Raw genomic sequence first — 23,637 nt, forward strand, 5'->3', positions numbered from 1 at the left:
CATGCATCGACTGCCGGCACTTGTGCTGCTGACTTCGCTCGCCGGGCCAGCCATCGCCGACACCCCTCCTCCCGCTGGCTACCCGCCAGGGCAACTTGAACGTGCGTCGTTGCACACCGACGGCGCAAACGCGCGCCCTGTGTTCGCAGCGCTGGCAAGCGACCGCGCGCCGTCGCTGGACGAGGAGACTGTGGCCGATGCCGCGCCCGCGCGCGACTGGTACAACACCCTGATCTACGGTCTGCCAGGGCTGGTCATGTTGGTGATTGCGCTGGGCGTGGTGATCCGCATCAACCGTCGCCTGACCTCGGAGATCAGCCAGCGCATTGCCCTGGAGCATGAGCTGCGCAGCAGCGAATACCATTACCGCGGCTTGGTCGAGAGCCTTTCGGCCATCGCCTGGGAAGCCGACACCACCGACTACACCTACAGTTACGTCTCACCCCATGCCGAGGCCCTGCTGGGCTACCCTCTGCAGAGCTGGCTGGAGCCGGGCTTCTGGCAGCGCATCCTGCACCCCGAGGACGCCCGCCGAGCGCGCGCCTACTGCTCGGAACAGACCGCCGCAGGCGTCGGGCATGCCCTTGAATACCGGGTGATCACCGCCGACGGACGCAGCCTGTGGGTGCGTGACATCGTCAGCCTGATCAAGCATGACCTGCGCCCGGTGATGCGCGGCCTGATGATCGACATCAGCGAAACCAAGAAGATCGAAGAGGCCCAGCGCCTGTCCGAGCAGAAATTCGCCTCGGTGTTCCGCCAGTGCCCCGACATCCTGGTCATCGCGCGGCTCAGCGACGGCTGCCTGTTGGAGGTCAACGAGGCCTTCGAAGAGCAGATCGGCCTCAAGGCGCCGCAGGTGGTCGGGCGCCGCGCCGCAGAACTGGACATCTGGGGCGTGGACGGCGTGGCACCGCGCCTGCTCAAGCGCCTGCAGGGCGGCAGCGTGCGCAACCTGGAGATGACCTTTCGCCGCGACAACGGCCAGCGCTTCACCGGCCTGCTCTCGGCCGAGCCGTTCGAACTGGAAACCACCGCTGCCCTGGTCGTGGTGGTGCGCGACATCAGCGAGCTGAAGCAGACCCAGCAACGCCTGCAGATTTCCGAAGAGAAATTCGCCAAGGCGTTCCACGCCTCGCCCGACGGCATGCTGCTGACCCGGCAGAGCGACGGGCTGCTGATCGAGGTCAATGAAGGCTTCAGCATCATGACCGGGCACAAGAGCAAGACCTCGCTGGATCGCTCGACCCTGGAGCTGGGCATCTGGGCCGACCCCAACGAGCGCAAGCGGTTGCTGGAGAAGCTGCAGCGACAAGGCTTCGTCCGCGACTTCGCCTGCCGCATTCGGCGCATCGATGGCCAGGTGCGACTCTGTGAGGTGTCGGTGCGCCCGCTGCCGATCGGTGGCGACGCCTGCATGCTGACGATTGCCCGCGACATCACCGAGCGCCACCAGATGCAGCACAAGCTGGCGCTGGCGGCGACCGTGTTCGAAAGCACCGCCGAGGGCGTGCTGATCACCGACACCCAGCAGCGCATCAGCATGGTCAACCGCGCCTTCACCGAGATTACCGGCTTCAGCGAACAGGAGGTGCTGGGCCAGACCCCTCGCCTGCTCGCCTCGGGCCAGCACGACAGCGCGTTCTACATCGCCATGTGGCATCGGCTGGCGGCCGAAGGGCACTGGCAGGGCGAGATCTGTAACCGGCGCAAGAACGGCGAGCTGTACCCCAGCTGGCTGACCATCAGCTCGGTGCGCAACGGCGACGAAGCGATCACCCATTTCGTGGCGGTGTTCGCCGACATTTCCAGCCTCAAGCACGCCCAGGCGCGGCTGGACTATCAGGCCCATCACGACCCCCTGACCGGCCTGCCCAACCGCACCCTGTTCGAAAGCCGGTTGGCCGCCGCCCTGGCCAGCCAGACCGAAGCCGGCGGCCAGGGCGCGGTGCTGTTCCTCGATCTCGACCGTTTCAAACACATCAACGACAGCCTTGGCCACCCGGTGGGCGACCTGCTGCTCAAGGGCATCGCCCTGCGCCTCAAGGAGCAGGTGCGCGACATCGACACCGTGGCGCGCCTGGGCGGCGACGAGTTCATCATCCTGCTGCCAGGGCTGGCCCACGCCAGCGACGCCGAGCATATCGCCGCCAAGGTCCTGGCCTGCTTTACTGCGCCGTTCCAGGCCGGCGACCACGAGTTCTTCACCAGCGCCAGCATCGGCACCAGCCTGTATCCGCAGGACGGCAGCGACGTCGCCACCTTGGTCAAGAACGCCGATGCCGCCATGTACCGCTCCAAGGCCAAGGGTCGCAACCGGGTGGAGAGCTACACCCGCGACCTCACCACCCAGGCCACCACCCGCATCGCGCTGGAGCACGAGCTGCGCCGCGCCATCGAGCGCGACGAGCTGAGCCTGAGCTATCAGCCCAAGTTCAGCATCGACACCCACAGCCTGGTGGGCGCCGAAGCGCTGATCCGCTGGAAGCACCCCAACTTCGGCGACGTGCCGCCCGAGCAATTCATTTCGCTGGCCGAAGAGAACGGGATGATCCTGCAGCTCGGCGATTGGGTGCTGGAACAGGCCTGCCGACAGATGTGCGAGTGGAAACGGCTATACCACGAGTTCGGTCCGCTGTCGGTCAACCTCGCCGGCGCCCAGCTGCGCCAACCCAACCTGCTCAAGCGCATCGAAGGCCTGCTGGCCGACAGCGGCCTGCGCCCACAGTCGCTGCAGCTGGAGATCACCGAAAACTTCATCATGAGCCAGGCCGAAGAAGCCCTGGTGGTGCTGCATCAACTCAAACGCCTGGGCGTACAGCTGGCCATCGACGACTTCGGCACCGGCTACTCCTCGCTGAGCTACCTCAAACGCCTGCCGCTGGACATCCTCAAGATCGACCAGTCGTTCGTCCGCGGCCTGCCCGACGACCCCCACGATGCCGCCATCGTACGAGCTATCATCGCCCTGGGCCGAAGCATGCAACTGACCGTCATCGCCGAAGGCGTGGAAACCCCCGCACAGCAGGCATTCCTCGCCCGCGAAGGCTGCGAGCAGATCCAAGGCTATCTCGTCAGCCTGCCCCTGCCCCCCGAGCGCTTCGCCGCGACCTTTCTTCGTATGCGCCTTTCGGATTTTTCGGATAGCACTCCCTTCAATCCATCGCTATAATCGGCGGCCTTCTGGGGCCTATAGCTCAGTTGGTTAGAGCAGGGGACTCATAATCCCTTGGTCGTAGGTTCGAGTCCTACTGGGCCCACCAAGATTTGAGAGCCGCGCTTTGCGCGGCTTTTTTTGTTTTGGAAAGGCCTTTGTCGCGATCGGCTTCCAGCACGTGGTCGCCAATATGTTCGTCATACCGGCGGCCATCTTTGCCGGGGCCTTGAGCTGGGCGCAGTTCGCGGATAACTTCGTTCCGGTATTCTTGGGTAACGCCGTGGGAGGCGCGGTCTTCGTTGGGCTGGCCTATCATGTGGCGTACTTCAAGACGGCAACCGGTTCCGAGGCGTCAGCCACGGTCAGTGGTACGCGAACGCAGAAATAATCCAGCTATGCTGGCGTCAGTACTGTCATCAAGGTTGAGAAATGGACTTCACACCTGTCATCGCCCAGCTCTGGGGCATGCTGAGCTGGGCGCTCCCGCTCCTGTTGCTAATCACGTTGTTCAAGTCGCCGTGGGCCAAGGGTCATATCGGTGAGTTGCTGGTACGCTTGTTTGCACACTGGCAACTGGACCAACACACCTATCGCCGCCTGCACAACGTCACCCTGAATACGCCTGACGGCACCACGCAGATCGATCACGTGTTTCTCTCGGTCCATGGCATTTTTGTGCTGGAAACGAAGAACATGAGCGGCTGGATTTTCGGTACTGAACACCAGGCGCAGTGGACGCAGAAGTTTCCCAGGCGCAGCTTCAAATTCCAGAACCCTCTTCGGCAGAACTACAAACACCTGAAGGCGCTGGAAGCCACTTTAGGGGTGAGCCCTGCCCACCTGCATTCGGTGATCACGTTCGTTGGGGGCAGTACGTTCAAGACCGAGATGCCGGCCAATGTGACTCGGGGCATCGGGTTCATCCGCTATATCAAGTCGTTTCGGCAGGTGGTGTTCAGCGAGGCGGAAGTCGATGACATGTTGCAAGCACTGAAGGCCGGGCGTCTGGCACCGAGCATTGCAACTCATCGCGAACACGTGCAACACCTCAAGCGTCGCAGTGATCCAAGCGCTGAACGTTGTTGCCCGAAGTGCGGCAGTGCGCTGGTCATTCGCACGCGGAAAACGGGAGCCAATGCCGGGCAGCAGTTTTGGGGATGTTCGGCTTTCCCCAAGTGTAGAGTCATGCAAAGTCTCTAAGGTGCTGCGCTCCATCAGGCTGTTGATTGAAGGCAAACTACCCAAATGTTTGCCTGAACGGATCGGCACTTTTCTGTATTGCGGCGACCACGTGCTGCGCTTGCTCCGTCATCTCACCCGAGCTCGCCAGCACCTGCTCCAACGCCTGCAATTGCCTGCGGATCACTTCTTGTGGCTGCTCTACAGCACAGAGCTGGGCGAAATCCAGCAAGCCCTGTCGCGAGGCGAACATTGATTTGTTACCGATCAAGTCCAGGGCAAGTACGTCGTCAGGGATATAGGCCGTGGTGTTGACGATGTCGTAGGCGGGTGCAAGCCGTGCATCGCCTTGGGCGGGATTGGCGTAGAGCAGTCCGAAGTTTTTCAGATGAGCATCGCCGTTGCCGACGATGCAGCTGAGAGTCACGATGGCGAATAGCTGAGACAGTGAATGCTCTATCCGGTCCGGGGCGCAGAACATACGGATGGCTCTGGCAATGGACGAGTAGCTCTTGCTGTACTTCTGTTCGGCAGCCAGGCCCATGAGGGCTGTCATGTCCTCGAAGCCAATGGGGTTGAGCTGCTCGTCCCGATCGAAGCGGCGCATGACGAATAGTTTGGTGTTATCGGACAGGTAGAATTCCGGCACGACGATTCCAGAAGCCTTGGCCACGGACATGCAGAGAAACTCGTTGATCGCCAGGCCAGGAAATTCATCTCGGCCGCTCTTGATGATCAGTTCGGACGTTTTCGAGGTGAATCGCTGCGGCGCGTGGTTTTGATGCTCAGGTACCAGCACCTTGGGTTGCACCCCTGAGATGCCGGCACGCAGGATGTAGCGATCGACCAGGCTGGCGAAGATGTCCTCGGCACCATCCCAGGCGAGGATCTCATCCAGCCTTTCTCCGGGGAACTGTTGGCGTTGCAACAGCGCATCGACTTCCGGCGAGTTGACTGCGACTCGCCCGATGGGCGAACTGCTGCCTGAAAGAGCCAGGAGTAGCATTGGATCGACGTTTGTCAGCTTGGCCAGGCGATTACGCAGCTGCTCCAGCACGTAACCCTCAGGCAGATTCATCTGGAAGATGGGATGAAGTTCACGATGGCGATACTCATCCATTCGCGGGGGCATGAGCAAACTGATCGCCCTGTGGGCACTAGCGTCATCGCGATAGCGGAAGATGTAGTCATCTTCGCTGCGCATCACTCTTCCGCTCTCTCCTTCCGGGGTTGAAACCTGCAGTAGGGTCGGCATCAGTCGAATATCCCGTGAATTTCATCCAGCGTGGGCAGCACGGCAGGTATGACCGTGAGTTCGCAATTCAGCGCAGCGAGCACGCGTGCATAGGCGGTCATGCCGACCGAGAGATCGCCCTTCTCGATCGCAATGACCTTCTGCCGTGTGACAAAAGCTAATGCGGCAAGCCGGGCTTGAGTCATGCCACGATTGAGGCGGCGTTGCCGGATTTGCGCGCCCAGACGGGTGGCAATGAGCTCGTAATCCATGTTCTGTATACGTGACAAAGTGAGGTCAATGTAACGTATACCCAACCCTAACGAAAATAAAGCGTCGGCTGACACAAAGTGCAGCCTTTAGGCTCCTCTCTGGAAACCCTCACTTCGCCTGCAAACGAAACCCCAGCAAATTCTCCTGCAACCGGTACTGCTCCCCGATGTTTCCGCAAAAGCTGGTACGCGGCAGAAAGGCGCCGGCGCCGTTCAGGTAGGGCGGGATGTTGGTGCTCTGTTCGCAGCCTTGCAGGATGCGGCCGCGCAGCGCGCCGTTGGCTTGGGCGGAGCGCAGGGCGCCCAGTGGGGTGGTGTCGGCGACGACCAGGGCGCCGGGCGGCACCAGGGTTTCGTAGGTGCGGGCGAACTGGTGCGCGGAGCGGTCTTGCAGGTAGGGCACCAGGTAGTAGCGGATGTCGTTGCGAAACGGCAGGGCTTCGGTGTGGGTCGGCAGCTTGACCCAGCCGTTGGCGTACAGCCCCCACATCGACAGCATGGCCACCGGCCCCGCCAATACCGACAGGTAGACGACGGCAGTGCCGATCCGGCCGCCAGGCAGGTATCTGGCCAGGTGGACCACGCCGAGGATGCTGGCCAGGGCGATGCCCGGCAGGAACAGGGTAAAGCGGTCGAATACGCCGTAGGACACGGCGAACAGGAAGTTGAGCAGCAGCGCTGTCCAGAGCACCTGCAGCGCGCGGGTTTTCGGCCACAGGATGAGGCCAAGAATCTGCGGGCCGATCAGCGATAACGCCAGCAGCACCACGGCGTTTTTCTCGTGCCACAGGTCGTCGAAACGCCAGAGCGTGTCATTGCGGCCGCCGGCGATGATCGCCAGTTGGTCGGGGCCTGCCAGGTAACGGCGGGTGATGTCGAACAGGCTCATGCCAGTACCCAGGTCGCTGATCACGGCAGGCCAGGCCGGCGCAAAACCCAGGGCGATGCCGGGCAGCACCAGTAGCAGGCGCAGCCTGTGTTGCACGGCCAACTGCACATACAACGGCAGCAGCACCACCAGTGTCAGGGGGTGAATCGCCAGGGCAAGGCCGCTGAGCGCACCGATGGCCAGCAGGCGCCCGGTGGCACCGAGTCGCGCCGGTGCGGCGAAACACAGCCAGTAGGCGCCGATGATCAGCACGGCATGCAGCACGTAGGGTTCGGCCTTGGTGGAGGCCCAGAACACGGCGTGGGCCAGCACGGTAGCGGTTGCCGCCAGCAACGCCAGGTGGCGTGAGGTGCCGACACTGACCGCCAGGCCGTGGACGACCACGGCCAGTGGCAGCAAGAGGACGGCGTTGAGCAGGCTGAGCAGGTGCATGCCCAGCAGCGCGTGGATGACGCGAGCGATGAGCGCGTAGAACGGATGGCTGACCGGCCCCAGGGAGGAGCTGAGGAACGGGCCCTGGGCGGCGTCGGCCAGCATCAGGCCATTGTCCATCCATTGCACCGGACCGCTGGCGGCCAGGAAGCTGGCGATCACGGCGCACGCCAGCATCAGGCCGGCCACGACGGTCGGCAGGTGCGTGCCACGGGTTGAACTCATGTTCCTTGTTCTCCTGTTCCTTGCTCTGTAGGGACCGCGAGCAGCGGGTTGTTCAGTAAAGGTCTGAATGCAAACAGCAGCGGTGGGTGAACTATCGCGTGGCGAACTATAGAGGGATTGATAGTTTTGCCACTTCAATTTAATCAATCCATTGCACTCAGACTGCCGCTCGCCTGACGCCAGAAACAGCAAGTTCGACTGCACTTTCGACAAGTCGCGTCAAACTTTCCGTTCAACTGCAGGGTGCTGAACAAAAGGTTCTGCGTGATTTGAAAAAGCGTGACTGGCAACATTGCTTTGAGCACGGCGCCGATCAATGGCCTAATCGACGCTTGCCCACTCGCTGATGGAGCCTGTTTTGTCCGACCGCCACTCGTTTGCCCTCGATGCCATAGACCGCCAACTGATCGCCGCCCTGCAGATCAATGCCCGCGAAAGCGTGGCGATGCTCGCGCGCGGCCTGGGCATCGCACGTACCACGGTCACCGCACGGCTGGCGCGACTGGAAAGCTGCGGGGTCATCAGCGGCTACGGGGTACGGCTGGGCCAGTACGCACTGGATGGCGGCTTGCAGGCTTACGTCGGCATCACCGTGCAGCCGCGTTCCGGCAAGGACGTGGTACGGCGCCTGAGTGGCATGGCGCAGGTGCAGCAACTGTGCGCCGTCAGTGGCGAGTTCGATTACGTGGCCTGGCTGCGCACCGATTCGCCGGAACAACTGGATGAGTTGCTGGACCAGATCGGCAGCGTCGACGGGGTGGAGAAAACCACAACCTCGATTATCCTCAGCAACAAGGTGGACCGCCGGGGTTGAGTGCAAGCAGGCACAATGCAACAACGACGCATCCAATCGACCGATAAAACGTCATATCGACGACACTTTGCGCCTTATTTACCGCAGCGCCCTTGCCTAGAATGAACGTGCCTTTTCTTCGTTCAGCCTCAGCCAAGGTCCCCCATGAGCCCAACTTCGCGTCACCCCGCCGACGGCAAGAAGCCCGTCACCGTTTTCGGCCCGGACTTTCCCTTCGCTTTCGACGACTGGATCGAGCATCCGGCCGGGCTGGGCGTGATTCCCGAGCATCACCATGGGGCCGAGGTGGCCATTGTCGGCGCCGGTATCGCCGGGCTGGTGGCGGCCTACGAGCTGATGAAGCTGGGCCTGCGGCCGGTGGTCTATGAAGCCTCGAAAATGGGCGGGCGCCTGCGCTCGCAGAAGTTCGAGGGCACCGAGGAGATCGTTGCCGAGCTGGGTGGGATGCGCTTTCCGGTTTCGTCCACGGCGTTCTACCACTACGTCGACAAGCTTGGCCTGAAGACCAAGCCCTTTCCCAACCCGCTGACGCCGGCGTCGGGCAGCACCGTGATCGATCTGGAGGGCGAGACCTACTACGCCCAGAGTTTGTCCGACCTGCCGGCGCTGTTTCAGGAAGTCGCCGACGCCTGGGCCGATGCGCTGGAGGAAGGCGCACGCTTCGGTGATATCCAGCAGGCGATACGCGATCGTGACGTGCCGCGCCTCAAGGAGCTGTGGAACACCCTGGTGCCGCTGTGGGACGACCGCACCTTCTATGACTTCGTGGCCACGTCCAAGGCCTTTGCGCAGTTGTCATTCCACCACCGCGAGGTGTTTGGCCAGGTTGGTTTCGGCACCGGCGGCTGGGATTCGGACTTCCCCAATTCGATGCTGGAAATCTTCCGTGTGGTGATGACCAATTGTGACGATCACCAGCATCTGGTGATCGGCGGCGTGGAGCAGGTGCCGCTGGGCTTGTGGAAGCATGCGCCCGAACGCTGTGCTCACTGGCCGGCTGGCACCAGCTTGGCTTCACTGCACCGGGGCGCACCGCGCGGCGGGGTGAAGAAGATCGCCCGCGCCGCCGATGGCCGCTTTGCGGTGACCGATCACTGGGACGACACCCGCCACTACGCCGCCGTGCTGACCACCTGCCAGAGCTGGCTGCTGACCACCCAGATCGAGTGCGAGGAAACGCTGTTTTCGCAGAAGATGTGGATGGCGCTGGACCGTACCCGCTACATGCAGTCTTCGAAGACCTTCGTCATGGTCGACCGGCCCTTCTGGAAGGACAAGGACCCGGAGACCGGCCGCGACCTGATGAGCATGACCCTCACCGACCGGCTGACCCGCGGCACCTACCTGTTCGACCATGGCGACGACAAGCCGGGGGTGATCTGCCTGTCATATGCGTGGATGAGCGATGCCTTGAAGATGCTGCCCCACCCCGTGGAGAAGCGCGTCAAGCTGGCCCTGGATGCCTTGAAGAAGATCTATCCGAAAGTGGATATCGCCGCGCGCATCATCGGCGATCCGATCACCGTGTCGTGGGAAGCGGATCCTTACTTCCTCGGTGCGTTCAAGGGCGCCCTGCCGGGTCACTACCGTTACAACCAGCGCATGTATGCGCACTTTATGCAAAGCGCGCTGCCAGACGCACAACGCGGTATCTTCATCGCCGGTGACGACGTGTCGTGGACGCCTGCCTGGGTCGAAGGCGCGGTTCAGACGTCACTGAATGCGGTGTGGGGCATCATGACCCACTTCGATGGCTACACTCACCCGGAGAACCCTGGGCCGGGGGATGTTTTCGACGAACTGGGGCCCGTTGCCCTGTCGGATTGACCGTGTCCCTGATCGCCACACTTGATCAACAGACTTGATCACAACAGGAGCCCGCATGCGCATAGCCTTGTACCAATGCCAGTCCCAACCGCTCGACGTCGAGGGCAACCTTGCCCGTTTGCAGGCGCGTGCCCGTGAGGCCGCTCAGTGGGAAGTCGAACTGCTGGTACTGCCGGAAATGTTCCTGAGTGGCTACAACATCGGCGCCGAGGCGGCGCGCGACCTGGCGCAGGCCAGTGACGGCGCCAACGCCGAGCGGGTCGCGCAGATCGCCCGGCAATTCGGCCTGGCCATTGTGTACGGCTACCCGGAACGGGATGAACAGGGCAACGTGTACAACGCGGTGCAGTTGATTGACCGCACCGGTGCGCGCCTGGGCAACTACCGCAAGACGCACCTGTTCGGCGACGCCGATCGCGCCATGTTCAGCGCAGGCGAACAGGCGAGCGAGCTGCTCGAGTTCAATGGCTGGAAGTTGGGGCTGTTGATCTGCTACGACCTGGAATTTCCGGAGAATGCCCGCCGGCTGGCGGCCGCCGGTGCCGAACTGATTGTGGTGCCCACAGCCAACATGGTGCCCTACGGGTTCATTGCCGAGGTGACTGTGCGCAGTCGGGCTTTCGAGAATCAGTGCTACGTGGCGTATGCCAACTACTGCGGCAAGGAAGTGGAGTTCGAGTATTGCGGGTTGAGCAGCATCGCCGGGGCGGACGGGCAGCAGATCGCCAAGGCCAGCCGTGACGAAGCGTTGATCGTGGGTACCTTGGACAAAGCCACGCTGGCATCGGCGCGCACTGCCTTCAGCTATTTGAACGACAGGCGGCCGGAGCTTTACTGAAGCAGCCTGTGGGAGCGGTCGTTGGCCGCGAAAGACATGCCGGGGTACATCCGATACAGCGCGGCGTTTTTTTCGCGGCCACTGGCCGCTCCTACGGAGATCTGGTGGTCTGTGTGGGAGAAATGGCGCTTGGCCAGTGATGTCAATAAACCATCATAGGGGTGCTCCTACCTCCATGGTGGTTTTTTTTTGACGACGTTAAATAGTCGGCTTCTGTAGGGATTTCGAGGTTCGGCCACGCTTGCGGAACGGCTGAGCCCAGACGCTGTGCGGGTTTGCGAGCCGTGCAGCGGATTGGCGGGAGGAAAACGTCAGAAACCCACAATTAAGCAGCAATATGCCAGCGCCAGAAATAAATTACTATATAAATCATATACTTATTCTATTTCAACGCGAACATCCTGGCCAGTGCACTATTTTTGACGAAAGCGATTGACAGTCCCCCTGCCAAAGCCGATATATCACCCATCTGCCGCCAACACAGCAGTTGCAGTGGTGCCAAAGAGCGCCGCGCACATTCGACCCACTACCCCGTATTGCCTTGCAGTCGCTGACTTTGAATACCGGTCCGCGCTGTGTGTTCTGGCGTGTGCAGTCAGCCAGGTTCATTGCAGTACGCGGTCGTTGCGTGCAAACGAAGTTGGAAGTCGCAAGTTCAAGGGATCGTCGAGTACGAACCGGGCGGTAGCTTTGCCCAAACATATAGAACGTTAGTTATGGCGTTCAATCAATCGCGTGTCCAAGGAGGGTTCTTCCTCATGCCACATTTGTTCAACCTGGATGAAAGCACGTCGCGCCGCCTGGCGGCCGATATGAACGAACAGGGCTATGCCGTACTGGAAAACGCTTTGGCGCCCTACGTGCTGGAAGAACTTCGTGCCTATGTGGATGACCAGGCTGCGCGCCATAACAACCAATATTTCGCGTATCATGGCAATGCGCCACTCGTGGGCAGCCGATTGGCTGCCACGGCGGTGTCGAGCGAATTCCGCCAGCACCTGGCGCGCCTGCACGAGCAGGGCCAGGGCCATGCCGCCCCCAGCGACCAGGTGTTCCCGGTGCTGCGTTGCGTGCAGGGCCACAGTGGCCTGAAAGAATCCAACGCGTTTCACTTCGATGCCACTCTGCTGACCATGTTGGTGCCGATCTTCATTCCAGACCAAGGCAAGGACCGCGGCGATCTGGTGCTGTTTCCCAACCTGCGCCGTGTGCGTGGCAGCGTGCTGTTCAACGCCGTCGAAAAGGTCGTGTATCAGAACCCGCTGTGCCGCCGCCTGATGGGCTGGTGCATCGAGCGTGGCTGGCTCAAGCCGCTGTTGCTGCGCATGAAGCCTGGCAATGTGTATTTTTTCTGGGGCTATCGCTCGCTGCATGCCAACCAGCCGTGCGATCCGGCGCACCGTCGCGCCACCGCGCTGTTCCACTATGGCGATCCGCATGCCGGCAGTCTGACCACGCGGATGATCCTGCGGCTCAACCAGCACCGCGCTCGCCGCGCAGTCGCTCGCAGCAAAAGTCAGGCGTCCTGAGCGGACAACACCGTGTTGGACACTTCGGGGAATGGCGAGCAGCCATGGAGCAGCAAATGATCAACGTAACCAAGTCCTATCTGGGCGACATCGACAAGTTCAAGGCCTATGTGGACCGTATCTACGAGTCCCACTGGCTGACCAACCACGGTCCGCTGTGCTGCGAGCTGGAGGAGCGCCTCAAGGATTACCTGGGCGTGCGCCATCTGATCCTGACCAACAACGGCACCCTGGCACTGCAAGTCGCCTACCGCGCCCTGGGCCTGTCCGGCAGCGCCGTGACCACCCCGTTCAGCTTCGTGGCTACCAGCAGCTCACTGCACTGGGAAGGCATTCGCCCGGTGTTCGCCGACATCGACCCGCACACCTGGAACATCGACCCCGAGCAGATTCCAGCCAGCCTGCAGCCCGACACCAGTGCCATCGTTGCCACCCACGTGTTCGGCAACCCTTGCGCGGTGGAACGCATCCAAGCGATTGCCCGCCAGTACCGCCTCAAGGTGGTGTACGACGGCGCGCACGCTTTCGCCGTGAAACAGGCCGGCCAGTCGGTCTTCAACTGGGGCGATGCCAGCACCCTGAGCTTTCATGCGACCAAGCTGTTCCATACCATCGAGGGTGGCGCAATCGTCACCAACGACGACGATGTGGCTGCCCGTGTGCGCAAGCTGTGCAACTTCGGCATCACCGACGTCGACAAGATCGAAGGCCTGGGCACCAACGCCAAGCTCAACGAGTTCTGCGCCGCCATGGGCCTGAGCGTGCTCGACGACATCGACAACATCCTCGAGCGCCGCGCCGAGATGGGTCATTACTACACCCAGCGCCTGGGTGGCTACCTGGACCTGCAACGTCAGGCCGACGACAGCCAGATCAACTACAGCTACTTTCCGGTGGCGTTGCAGAACGAAGCCCAGGTGCTGGCCATGCGCACCGCGCTGCAGGCCGACGGCATCAACCCACGACGTTATTTTTACCCCTCGCTCGATACCCTGGACTATCTGCAACCGCAAGCGGTCCAGTACCAGTCGCGCAGCTTGAGCGACCGTGTGCTGTGCCTGCCCATCTACCCCGGGCTGGCACGCGCCACTCAGGATCAGGTCATCGATACCCTGCTGCGCGGCCACGAGCTGCATTATCCACAACCCGTTGCATGGGCCGCCGCCGTATGAACCGCCGTAACCAAAGCCTGAAAGCGTGCAACCAGGGCAATCGTCGATGAAGAAGCTTTCGGTCATCCACAACACCGCCCTCAGCTACCTGGGCCAGGCCTATGCGTTGGTGATCGGCATCTTGATCATGCCGTTCTACCTCAGCCACCTGGGCGCCGAGGCGTATGGCCTGATCGGTTTCTACGCGGTGATGCAGGCCTGGCTGTTGCTGCTCGATGCCGGCGTTTCGCCGTCGCTGGTGCGCCAGATTGCGCATCATCAGGGCAGCAGCGACAGCGCCGCGGCCAAGCGCATCGGCGGCTGGTTGATGCGCTCCTTCGAGCTGGTGTTCCTGCCCATGGCCGTGGTGTGCGCGCTGGCCGTCTACCTGGCCAGCGACTGGATGGCCACGCACTGGCTGCAGGCCCAGGCCCTGGACCCTCGCACCATCGTCAACTGCGTGATCCTGATGGGTGTGATGGTGGGCCTGCGCCTGTTCGCCACCCTGTACAAGAGCGGCCTGCAAGGCCTGGAGATGCACGCCTGGTTGAACAACGCCAATGTGGTGATCGCCACCCTGCGCTACTTCGGCGGCCTGGTGCTGGTGACCTGGGTGTCGCAGGACGCGCAGGTGTTCTTCGAATTCCAACTGTTCGTGGCGCTGGTGGAGACGTTGATCTTCGCCGCCAAGGCCTACCGCCATCTGCCCGCACCGACCCCCTTGAGCGGGTTCAACTGGGCGCTGGTGAAACCGATCCTGCCGTTCGCTGCCAGTGTCTCGCTGACCGCGGTGGTGTGGATCGTTCTGACCCAGCTGGACAAGGTGCTGCTGTCCAAGGTACTGCCGCTGGCCGAATACGGGTATTTCTCGCTGGTCGCGTTGCTGACCACCGGCATCATGATGATGATCAACCCGCTGGTGCAGACCCTGCTGCCACGCATGACGGTACAGGTCGCCGAAGGCCGTGAAAGCGACATGCATGCCCTGTACCTGGGTGCCAGCCGCTTCGTCAGCACCTTTCTGTTTCCCCTGGCGGCGATCATCGCGTTCTATGCCGAACCCTTGCTGTTCGCCTGGAGCGGTGACACGCAGGCTGCCCAGTGGGGCGCACCGATCCTGTTCTGGTACGCCCTGGGCAGCGCCATCCTGGCGGTCAGCGCGTTCCAGTACCACCTGCAATACGCCTACGGCGAAATGCGCCTGCACATCTGGTACAGCGTGATTTCGGCCGCGATCAGTGTGCCGGCGATGATCATCGCGGTGTACGGCTGGGGCGCCCTGGGCGCGGCCGTGACCTGGTTCCTGCTGCGCCTGGTGTCGTTCGCACTGTGGCCGCAAGTGGTGCATCGGCGCCTGGCCCCTGGCCTGCACCGGCCCTGGCTGCACGACATCCTGCGCATCAGCCTGAGCACCGTGCTCGGCGTGCTGCTGACCCATCCGCTGTTCACGGCAATTGCCGGCGGGTCCAACAACCGCCTGGTGATCTTCGCCGCCCTGGCTTTGTGCGGCGTGTTGACGCTGGCCTTGGTAGCAGCCACCTACAAACCACTGGCCCAGCGGGTTTTCCTGAAGTTGAGCAGAGCGAGCGTCGAACGATGAACCGGACCGAACAACAGATCATGCACACCTGGCCCGAGGGCCAGGAACCGCTGCTGTCGATCACGTGCCCGGCCTACAACCAGGTCGAGTACATCGAGCAGACCTTGAACAGTTTCCTGGCGCAACGCACCACGTTCGCCTTCGAGATTCTGATCAACGACGACGCTTCCACCGATGGCACCACGCAGGTGATCAGCCGCTACGCCGAGCAGTACCCGAACATCATCAAGCCGGTGTTCCACGAGCACAACCAGTACCAATTGGGCCGCTGGTGCTTCCCGGCGCTGTTCAACCGGGCGCTGGGCAAGTACATCGCCTACTGCGAGGGCGACGACTACTGGATCGACCCGCTCAAGCTGCAGAAGCAGGTGAATTTCCTCGAAGCCAACCGCGACTACGTGATGACCTACCACGACGCCATGGCCTTCGACAGCGAGGGTGACAAGGGGATCCAGCTGACCGGCAAGTACCAGGCCGATGCCACCGCCATGGACCTGCTCAAGACCCGGCCGATCTCGACGCTCACCACCTGCTTTCGCAACGTGCTGCACGAGCTGCCCCGGGAGCTGGAACAGGCACCCGTGCTGGACCTGTGCTGGTGGTCGATGCTCGGTGCCCACGGCAAGGGCAAGTACCTGGCCGACATCGCACCGGCGCGCTACCGCCTGCACCCTGGTGGGATCTTTTCCCAGCGCCCGAACCAGAGCAAATTGCAGATGACCCTGCACACCTATGCGTGCCTGGCCAACTACTACTTCCGTCAGGGCGACCGGGTGCTCTACGAGCACTTTCTGGTCCAGGTGTCGGGCATGTGCATCGCCGCTATCAGACCGGTGCAGAAGCTCAAGGCCGTACTGCACGTGTCGGGCAACGTCAGCCGCAACCTGCTGCGACGCCTGACGCCCGCTGCGGCGAGGGGCTGAAGACGACATGATCAACAAGGTTCTGGTGATCTGCATCGGCAACATCTGCCGCAGCCCCATGGCAGTGGCGTTGTTGCGCAAGCACGCGCCGCACCTGCAGGTCGAGTCTGCCGGATTGGCCGCATGCGTGGGCAACGACATGGACAGTCTCACCGCGCAGGTATTGGCCGATAACCAGGTGCCACAGCCGGCGCACGCTGCCACCCAGCTCACCGACGAGCTGGTGCGCTGGGCCGATCTGATTCTGGTCATGGACCAGCGCCAGTTGCGCAGCATCACCAGCAAGGCCCCGCACACGCGAGGCAAGACGTTCCTGATCGGCAAGTGGCGCGACGACTTCGAAATCGACGATCCCTATCGCCGCCCCATTGCCGCCTTTCAACGGACCTACACCGAATTGACTCGGTGTATCGAAGGCTGGTTGCCCTACCTGAGATCTGAGGATCGACAAAGATGACCGCGATGAACCGTACAAACCTGGAGTATTACAAGGACACCCAGATCGATCTCGCGACGATTCTACGGACCTTGTTCGATCACAAGAAACTGATTGTCGTGGTGGTGGCCCTGTTCACCCTGCTCGGCGGTTTCTACGCCGTGATCGCCACGCCGGTGTACCAGGCCAACGCCATGATCCAGATCGAGCCGAAGAAGGTCGGTCTGGATGCCACCCCGCAGCTCAATACCAAGCCGGCCTCGGTATCGGAAGCGGTGACCGAGATCGAACTGATCAAGTCGCGCACGGTGCTCGGCCAGGTGGTCAGCGACCTCAAGCTGGACGTGGTGGCCACGCCGCGCTACTTCCCGGCGATCGGCCGCTACATGGCCCGCGAATTCACTCCCACCGGCAGCCAGAAACTGGCCGCCCCGCTGTTCGGTCTGGATGCGTTCGCCTGGGGCGGCGAGAAGATCGACGTGTTCAACCTGGACGTGCCGGCCAACCTGCTGGGCGAGCGCATGACATTGGTCGCCGGGCCCAATGCGACTTATCGACTGGTAGACGCCGCTGGTGCGCCGCTGCTCAGCGGTCGTGTCGGCGAGATCAGCCAGGGCAACGGCATCACCCTGCAATTGGCTGAACTGACCGCCCGCCCCGGCACTGAATTCCGCCTGGTGAAGAATCGCCTGCTCAACACCTCGCTGGACTACCAGCAGCGTCTGCGCGTGGCCGAATCGGGCAAGGACTCGGGCATCGTCTACCTGAGCATCAACGACACCGACCCGGTACAGGCCAACCGCGTGCTGGATGAAGTGAGCCGCCTGTACGTACGCCAGAACGTGGAACGCAGTTCGGCCGAAGCGGCCCAGCGCCTGGACTTCCTGCGCTCGCAATTGCCGGTGGTGCGCAAGGAACTGGAAAAATCCGAAGAAGCCCTGCACGCCTTCCAGATGCGCACCAAGTCGGTGGACATCACCCTGGAGACCAAGGCACTGCTCGACCAGATGGTTGCCTACGATGCGCAACTGTCCGAGCTGCGCCTCAAGCGCACCGACCTTGATCGTCTGTACACCCGTCAGCACCCTGCCTCGGCCGCACTGAGCCAGCAGATCAGCCAGATCGAGTCGCAGAAGACCTCCCTGCAGGCACAGATCAAGGGCTTGCCCGAGACCCAGCAGGAGCTGCTGCGCCTGACCCGTGACATGCAGGTCACTACCCAGACCTACACCCTGGTACTGAACAAGAGCCAGGAGCAGGACATCATCCGCGCCGGCAACATCGGTAACGTACGGATCATCGACAAGGCCGACAGCAACATCGAAGAGCCGGTCAAGCCCATGCGCGCCGTCATCGTGCTGGTGGCGATGCTGCTCGGTGCCCTGGTCGCCGTGGCGACCATCTTCATCCGCCAGGCGTTCTACCGCGGCGTGGAAAACCCGGAAGTGATCGAGAACCTGGGCATGCCGGTGTACGCCTCGCTGCCGCTGTCGCGCCAGCAGGAACGCCTGCAGAAAAAACGCGACAAGGGCGTGACCAATCGCGAATCGCGCCTGCTCAGCGTGGCCGCACCCAGCGAGCTGGCCATCGAGTCGCTGCGCAGCCTGCGCACCAGCCTGCACTTCGCGATGATGGAAGCGCGCAACAACGTGCTGATGATCACCAGCCCCATGCCGGGCGTGGGCAAGTCGTTCGTCAGCGCCAACCTGGCGGTGATCATTGCCCAGGCCGGCAAGCGCGTATTGCTGATCGACGGCGACATGCGCAAGGGCTACCTGCACCGCGTGTTCGGCCTGCAACCCAAGCACGGCCTGTCCGATGCCCTGGCTGCGCGCCTGGGCAACACCGAGGTGATCAACGCCACCGAAGTGGACAACCTGCACCTGATCGCCTGCGGTTTCGCTGCACCCAACCCTTCGGAGCTGTTGATGCATGACAACTTCAGCAAGCTGCTTCGCGAGCTGTCGCCGCACTACGACCTGGTGATCATCGACACCCCGCCGGTGATCGCCGTGACCGATGCCAGCCTGATTGGCCGCCAGGCCGGGACCACCCTGCTGGTGGCTCGCTTTGGCCAAAGCTCGGTCAAGGAAATCGAGGTCAGCAAGCGGCGCCTCGCGCAGAACGGCGTGCTGGTCAAGGGCGCGATATTCAACGGCGTGATCCGCAAGGCGTCCACCGCCGAGTACGACTGCGCCGCCTACGGCTACGACTATTCGCCGAGCAAGAAGTAATCGCCTAGCAAGGCAGGAGTCTCACGATGTCCAGAACCGTAGCAATGATGCAGCCTTACTGGTTTCCCTATTTCGGCTATTTCCAGCTGATCGCCGGCGCCGATGCCTTTGTGCTCGGCGACAGCCTGCAGTACGTACACCCCGGTTGGGTCAACCGCAATCGGCTGCTCAGCTCGGGCGCTGCAACGTTGTTCACCTTGCCGTTGAAGAAGGACCATTCGGACCTGGCGATCAATCAGCGCGAGCTCAGTGACAACGCTCCGCAGGTGCTGGACAAGCTGCTCAAGAGCATCGCCATGAGCTACTCCCGCGCGCCTTACCGCGACGAGGTGCTGGCGTTGCTCAAGCCGCTGCTGACCTACCCGGAACGCAACCTGGCGCTGTACCTGGAGTACTCGCTGCGCAAGGTCTGCGAGTACCTGCAGATCGACACGCCGATCCACGTCATGTCCACCCTGCCGGTGGATCAGCGCCAGGTGCAGGACAAGCAGGACCGTGTGGTCAAGCTGGCCCGGCACTTCGATGCGCAGCGCTACCTCAACCCTATCGGCGGCACGGCCCTGTACGACGAGGAATACTTCGCTCGTCACGATCTGGAACTGCGTTTCCACCGCATGGACGAGCTTTGCTACACGCAGTTCAAGGACCCGTTCGTGGCCAACCTGTCGATCATCGACGTGCTGATGTTCAACCCGGTATCACGGATCCGCCAATGGCTGCCCTGCTACAGCACGCTCAAGCCGAGCGCTGCGCAGGACACCGTCAAAGTGGTCACCAGCCCTTCCGCCCACGCCATCGAGATGCGCTCATGAACGACTTCGACAGCAACGCCAACTGGTACCTGATCCAGACCAAGCCGCGGCAGGAAGCCCGTGCCGAAGAACATCTGCTGCGTCAGCAATACGACTGCTTTCGCCCGTTGCGCGCGGCCCCGGTGCTGACCCGCAGCCGCCGTGTGGCCGACGAGGACTTGTTCCCCGGCTACCTGTTCATTCGCCTGGACTGCAACGACAACTGGTACCCGATCCGCTCGACCCGTGGGGTGTGCCGCATCGTTGCCTTCGGCGGCATGCCGTGCCCGGTGCCGGACAGCCTGATCGCCAGCATCCGCCAGCGCGCGCAGGCCGGTTCGGCGAACGCGGTGCGTTTCACCGAAGGCGAAGCGGTGCGTGTGCGCAACGGCGACAGTGACGTACAGGCCATTTTCCTCTGCGAGGACGGCGATGAACGCGCCGTGATCCTGCTCAACATGCTGCAGCGCGAACAGCGTATCAGCCTGCCCCGCAGCAGCCTGCAGCGGCTTACCGCGCACGCCTGCTGAGCGGCGCACAGACATACGATGCTTTAGGAGAGCTGTTCGATGAATGCCAAGACCACGCTGGTGACACTGACGTACGGCGATCGCTTGTGTTACCTGGAAGCGCTGATCGAGCGTTCGCTGGCCTCTGCACACATCGAACGGGTGGTGGTGGTGAGCAACGCGTCGCGCGCCGACCTGAACTCGCTGCGCACGCAGTGGCCAACCCAGATCACCGTGATCGAGTTGCCCAGCAACACCGGTTCGGCCAATGGCTACAAGGTCGGTATCGAAGCGGCGCTGCAACTGGGCGCCGAATACCTCTGGCTGATGGACGACGACAATGCCCCCACCCTGGGCGCGGTCGAGACCCTGCACCAGCGGCTGCACGAGTGCGAGCGCCTCGTCGGCGTGGACAAGGCGGCCGTGATCGGCTTCCGCCCCAACCACCAGGCCGACATCGCCTCCGGCGTGCCGCATCGCTACGCGATCCAGCTGCGCTCCAGCTGCTTCGGTTTTCATGTCGCGCAGTTGCCCTACAAGCTCTGGCGCCGTACGCCCTGGGGCAAGCCCGCCGGGCGCAAGGCAACCAGCAAGCCGCTGGTGCAATTGCCATTCACCACCTACGGCGGCCTGCTGGCACACCGCAGCGTGTTCCAGAAGATCGGCCTGCCGCTCGAAGACCTGCTGCTGTATGCCGACGACACCGAGTACACCTGGCGCATCACCGCCAGTGGCGGGCAGATCTTTCTGGTGACCGAAGCGCTGCTCGACGACCTGGAAGAATCGTGGAACGCCAAGGCGCGTACCAACAACATCTTCGAGAGTTTCCTGCTCGGCAATTCGGACCTGCGCGCCTACTACACCGCGCGCAACCAGGCCTGGTTCGACAAGCACGTGTGGGCCGGCTCGACCCTGTTGTATCGACTCAATCGCTCGGTGTTTCTGCTGTTGCTGCGCTATTTCGCAAAAAGGAGCGGTTCGGACCGACGCCTGGGCTTGCTCCAGCAAGCCATGCGTGACGGGGAATCGGGTCGTCTGGGCATTCACGAATCCTACCCACTATGAAGATACTGTTCCTGAGCAGCCTGTACTCGCCGCACATCGGCGGCGGTGCTGAAATCGTCCTGCAGCGCACGGTCGAGGGCATGCACCAGCGTGGCCACGAAGTGTGCGTGCTGAGCACCGGTCCCGATGCGGGCCTCAAGCATGAATACGTGAAAGGCGTGAAGGTCTATCGCGCCGGGCTGCTCAACACCTACTGGCACTTCAGCGAACAGCGCCCCGGCGCGCTGGCCCGGCTGGGCTGGCATCTACGCGACAAGTACAACATGGGCATGCGCACCTACCTGCGCGACGTGCTGGCGGCCGAAAAAGTCGACCTGGTGGTGTGCCACAACCTCAGTGGCTGGTCGGTGTCGGCGTGGGATGAGATCTCCGCATCCGGCGTGCCGCTGGTGCAGGTGCTGCACGACATGTACCTGATGTGCCCGAGCAGCAACATGTTCAAGAAGAACGCCGCCTGCAAGACGCCCTGCACCCTGTGCAAGCATTTCCGTCAGGGCCATGCCGAACGTTCGGCCCAGGTCGACGCGGTGGTCGGGGTCAGCCAGCACCTGCTGGGCAAGCTCACCGACGCACGCTTCTTCCGCAATGCTTCGCAACAGGTGATCTACAACGCCAGCCCGAAAATCGACCACGCGCCGTCGCGTTTCGCCCGCCTGGATCAGGCCGAGCCGCTGCGTTTCGGCTACCTGGGCACGCTGTCCGAACCCAAGGGCCTGCGCTGGCTGATCGACCAGTTCAAGCGGTTGCCGTTCAACGCCACCTTGCAGATCGCCGGGCGCGGGCAACTGGACTACGAGCAATTGCTCAAGCAAGAGGCCGGCGGCGAGAACATCCACTTCGTCGGTTACCAGTCGCCGGAAACCTTCTATCGGCAGATCGACGTGGCCATCGTGCCGTCGATCTGGAACGAGCCGTTCGGCCTGGTGGCGGTAGAAGCCTGCGCCCACTCGGTGCCGGTGATCGCCAGTGCCCGCGGCGGCTTGCCGGAGATCATCCAGGACGGCGTCAACGGCCTGCTGTGCAACCCCGACGAGCCGCAGACCCTGGGCCTGGCGATGCTGCAGTTGTACCGCGATCCCGAACTGCGCGAACGCCTGGCCGCCCAGGCACGTGACAGCGTCGAGCATCTGCTCGACCAGGAACGGATGCTCGACAGTTACCAACAGCTGTTCCTCGATGTTCTGCAAAGAAGAAATGTCCATCATGAAATCAGCCCTGTCACTCAGTCACTTTGAGGCGCCGGCAGCGCGACTTGCGGTGAACAAGTCGACGCTGGTGGTCTGGACCGCGATCGGCCTGCTGCTGGCCGAAACGTTTTCCGGCGCCTTGCGCTATTACTTCGACCAGGCCGGCATCTCGGCCCTGCTGTACTTGCCCAAAGTGCTGTGTGTGGTGCTGTTCGCGTTGGAACTGACCAGCTTCAAGGCGCACCGCCTGTTTTGGATAATGCTGCTGGGGCTGGTGCTGTCGGCCGGCCTTGGCCTGCTGCACGGCGCAGCGTTGGCCAACCCGCTGTTCAGCATCTTCGTGTACATCCCGCTGCTGTTCGGCCTGGTCTGCGGCGAGCATCTGGAGCAGCGCCGCGTGTTGCTGGGCTGGGCGGTCGGCCTGTGCTTGGCAGCGACCATCACCGGCGTGTACGTGGACAGCATGTTCTCGGTGCCGTGGAAGGGCTACAGCTACAACTTGGGCGACCAGGAGCTGACCGGCAACATGACCTGGGCAGCGGACGGCGTCGACCGGCCTGCGGGCTTCGCCCGGATGTCGACCACTGCGGCAACGCTGACCGCGATCTTCACCCTGTACCTGAGCGCTTTCATGCGCTCCAGGGTGTTGATGCTGGGCCTGCTGGCGCTGGCCTTCGCGACCATTCTGGTGACCACCAACAAATCGACCGCCGCGGCGTTCCTGGTGACCCTGCTGGTGATGCCGCTGTACAACCAGCGCCTGCTCTGCCGCGTGTTGTTCGCGGTGCTGGTCGGTATCGGCGCCGCGCTGCCGCTGATCGGTTTGTGGACACCGCTGGACCCGAGCCTGGCCGCCAGTGGCGCCGAAGGCAGCCTGGTATCGCTGTACGACCGCATGATCAACACCTGGCCGCGCCTGGCCGATGAAGTGTTGCGCCGCGACTGGAACTGGACCGGCGGCGGCTTCGGCATGGTCGGCAGTGCGGTGAACATGTTTCCGGTGGACAACGTCAAGTACCCGGCCGTCGCCGACAGCCTGTTCATGTACCTGTGGGCCTGTTTCGGCCTCATGGGCCCGGTGCTGTATGCGCTGCTGCTGCCGCTGCTGATGACGCTGCGCAGCAAAAACAGCTGGATGGGCCGCGGGCTGCTGAGCATTTCCCTGTGCGTGGTGGTAGTGGGCTGGACGACCGATGTGCTCGAAGTGCCGGTCTGCGGACTTTTCCTGGGCATGGCCGTGGCCCATGCCATGCGCCGCAAGGCCATGCCCAGCCATTGGCTGATTACCGAACGACGTCGCAGCAACCGTGATGATTACCCCGATGGCCTCCAACTGACATGAACC

Annotated in this window: 18 protein-coding genes, 1 tRNA gene and 2 pseudogenes; 18 read left to right on the forward strand and 3 right to left on the reverse strand. The window is 62.5% G+C overall.

Going from position 1 to position 23,637, the window contains the following annotated elements:
• Positions 1–223: 223 nt before the first annotated feature.
• From IFT75_RS20195 to IFT75_RS20210, 4 genes and pseudogenes are all read left to right on the forward strand, one after another.
• Positions 224–3,172: pseudogene (locus IFT75_RS20195) on the forward strand (sensor domain-containing protein); the annotation flags it as partial.
• A 14-nt stretch (positions 3,173–3,186) separates the two neighbouring features.
• A tRNA-Ile gene (locus IFT75_RS20200) sits at positions 3,187–3,263 on the forward strand.
• A 45-nt stretch (positions 3,264–3,308) separates the two neighbouring features.
• Positions 3,309–3,545 (forward strand): annotated as a pseudogene (locus IFT75_RS20205) (formate/nitrite transporter family protein); the annotation flags it as partial.
• Positions 3,546–3,586: 41 nt separating this feature from the next.
• Positions 3,587–4,357, forward strand: coding sequence for a nuclease-related domain-containing protein (locus tag IFT75_RS20210; RefSeq protein WP_192056459.1), 771 nt, complete (start codon positions 3,587–3,589; stop codon positions 4,355–4,357).
• A gap of 37 nt (positions 4,358–4,394) precedes the next feature.
• Here IFT75_RS20210 and IFT75_RS20215 read toward each other — a convergent pair whose 3' ends face one another.
• From IFT75_RS20215 to IFT75_RS20225, 3 genes are all read right to left on the reverse strand, one after another.
• Entirely contained in the window at positions 4,395–5,591 is a 1,197-nt protein-coding gene (locus IFT75_RS20215) for a type II toxin-antitoxin system HipA family toxin (RefSeq protein WP_192056461.1), read from the reverse strand.
• Complete coding sequence (locus IFT75_RS20220) at positions 5,591–5,842, reverse strand: helix-turn-helix transcriptional regulator (protein WP_122477203.1); 252 nt, start codon at positions 5,840–5,842, stop codon at positions 5,591–5,593. The genes IFT75_RS20215 and IFT75_RS20220 overlap by 1 nt, the downstream gene beginning before the upstream one ends.
• 109 nt (positions 5,843–5,951) lie before the next feature.
• On the reverse strand, positions 5,952–7,388 hold the full coding sequence (locus tag IFT75_RS20225) for a DUF2723 domain-containing protein (protein WP_192056463.1): 1,437 nt from the start codon (positions 7,386–7,388) through the stop codon (positions 5,952–5,954).
• 346 nt (positions 7,389–7,734) lie between these two features.
• Here IFT75_RS20225 and IFT75_RS20230 point away from each other — a divergent pair, with 346 nt between their 5' ends.
• From IFT75_RS20230 to IFT75_RS20295, 14 genes are all read left to right on the forward strand, one after another.
• Entirely contained in the window at positions 7,735–8,202 is a 468-nt protein-coding gene (locus tag IFT75_RS20230; RefSeq protein ID WP_192056465.1) for an Lrp/AsnC family transcriptional regulator, read from the forward strand.
• Positions 8,203–8,346: 144 nt separating this feature from the next.
• Complete coding sequence (locus IFT75_RS20235) at positions 8,347–10,029, forward strand: flavin monoamine oxidase family protein (protein WP_192056467.1); 1,683 nt, start codon at positions 8,347–8,349, stop codon at positions 10,027–10,029.
• A gap of 55 nt (positions 10,030–10,084) precedes the next feature.
• Complete coding sequence (locus IFT75_RS20240) at positions 10,085–10,867, forward strand: carbon-nitrogen hydrolase family protein (RefSeq protein WP_192056469.1); 783 nt, start codon at positions 10,085–10,087, stop codon at positions 10,865–10,867.
• A gap of 758 nt (positions 10,868–11,625) precedes the next feature.
• A complete protein-coding gene (locus IFT75_RS20245; RefSeq protein ID WP_122477118.1) occupies positions 11,626–12,396 on the forward strand; it encodes a hypothetical protein in 771 nt (256 codons plus the stop codon).
• Positions 12,397–12,452: 56 nt separating this feature from the next.
• Complete coding sequence (locus tag IFT75_RS20250; RefSeq protein WP_192056471.1) at positions 12,453–13,568, forward strand: DegT/DnrJ/EryC1/StrS family aminotransferase; 1,116 nt, start codon at positions 12,453–12,455, stop codon at positions 13,566–13,568.
• A gap of 46 nt (positions 13,569–13,614) precedes the next feature.
• On the forward strand, positions 13,615–15,147 hold the full coding sequence (locus tag IFT75_RS20255) for a lipopolysaccharide biosynthesis protein (protein ID WP_192056473.1): 1,533 nt from the start codon (positions 13,615–13,617) through the stop codon (positions 15,145–15,147).
• Positions 15,144–16,070, forward strand: a complete 927-nt coding sequence (locus IFT75_RS20260) for a glycosyltransferase family 2 protein (RefSeq protein ID WP_122795572.1) — start codon at positions 15,144–15,146, stop codon at positions 16,068–16,070. Before IFT75_RS20255 ends, IFT75_RS20260 begins: the two co-directional genes overlap by 4 nt.
• A 7-nt stretch (positions 16,071–16,077) precedes the next feature.
• Entirely contained in the window at positions 16,078–16,527 is a 450-nt protein-coding gene (locus tag IFT75_RS20265) for a low molecular weight protein-tyrosine-phosphatase (RefSeq protein ID WP_185795345.1), read from the forward strand.
• Positions 16,524–18,740 carry a polysaccharide biosynthesis tyrosine autokinase gene (locus IFT75_RS20270; protein WP_192056476.1) on the forward strand — a complete coding sequence of 739 codons (2,217 nt, stop codon included), beginning with the start codon at positions 16,524–16,526 and terminating at the stop codon, positions 18,738–18,740. Before IFT75_RS20265 ends, IFT75_RS20270 begins: the two co-directional genes overlap by 4 nt.
• Positions 18,741–18,766: 26 nt before the next feature.
• Positions 18,767–19,552 carry a WbqC family protein gene (locus IFT75_RS20275; protein ID WP_185795347.1) on the forward strand — a complete coding sequence of 262 codons (786 nt, stop codon included), beginning with the start codon at positions 18,767–18,769 and terminating at the stop codon, positions 19,550–19,552.
• Positions 19,549–20,061: a transcription/translation regulatory transformer protein RfaH gene (gene rfaH, locus IFT75_RS20280; RefSeq protein WP_122477107.1), complete on the forward strand. Its 513-nt coding sequence runs from the start codon at positions 19,549–19,551 to the stop codon at positions 20,059–20,061. The genes IFT75_RS20275 and rfaH overlap by 4 nt, the downstream gene beginning before the upstream one ends.
• A 39-nt stretch (positions 20,062–20,100) precedes the next feature.
• Complete coding sequence (locus IFT75_RS20285; RefSeq protein WP_122477106.1) at positions 20,101–21,105, forward strand: glycosyltransferase; 1,005 nt, start codon at positions 20,101–20,103, stop codon at positions 21,103–21,105.
• On the forward strand, positions 21,102–22,340 hold the full coding sequence (locus IFT75_RS20290) for a glycosyltransferase family 4 protein (RefSeq protein ID WP_192056478.1): 1,239 nt from the start codon (positions 21,102–21,104) through the stop codon (positions 22,338–22,340). Before IFT75_RS20285 ends, IFT75_RS20290 begins: the two co-directional genes overlap by 4 nt.
• Positions 22,309–23,634 carry a hypothetical protein gene (locus tag IFT75_RS20295; protein WP_185795350.1) on the forward strand — a complete coding sequence of 442 codons (1,326 nt, stop codon included), beginning with the start codon at positions 22,309–22,311 and terminating at the stop codon, positions 23,632–23,634. The genes IFT75_RS20290 and IFT75_RS20295 overlap by 32 nt, the downstream gene beginning before the upstream one ends.
• The last annotated feature ends 3 nt before the right edge of the window (positions 23,635–23,637 follow it).

The organism is Pseudomonas sp. CFBP 8758 (assembly GCF_014841725.1).
Taxonomy (GTDB): Bacteria; Pseudomonadota; Gammaproteobacteria; order Pseudomonadales; family Pseudomonadaceae; genus Aquipseudomonas; species Aquipseudomonas baltica.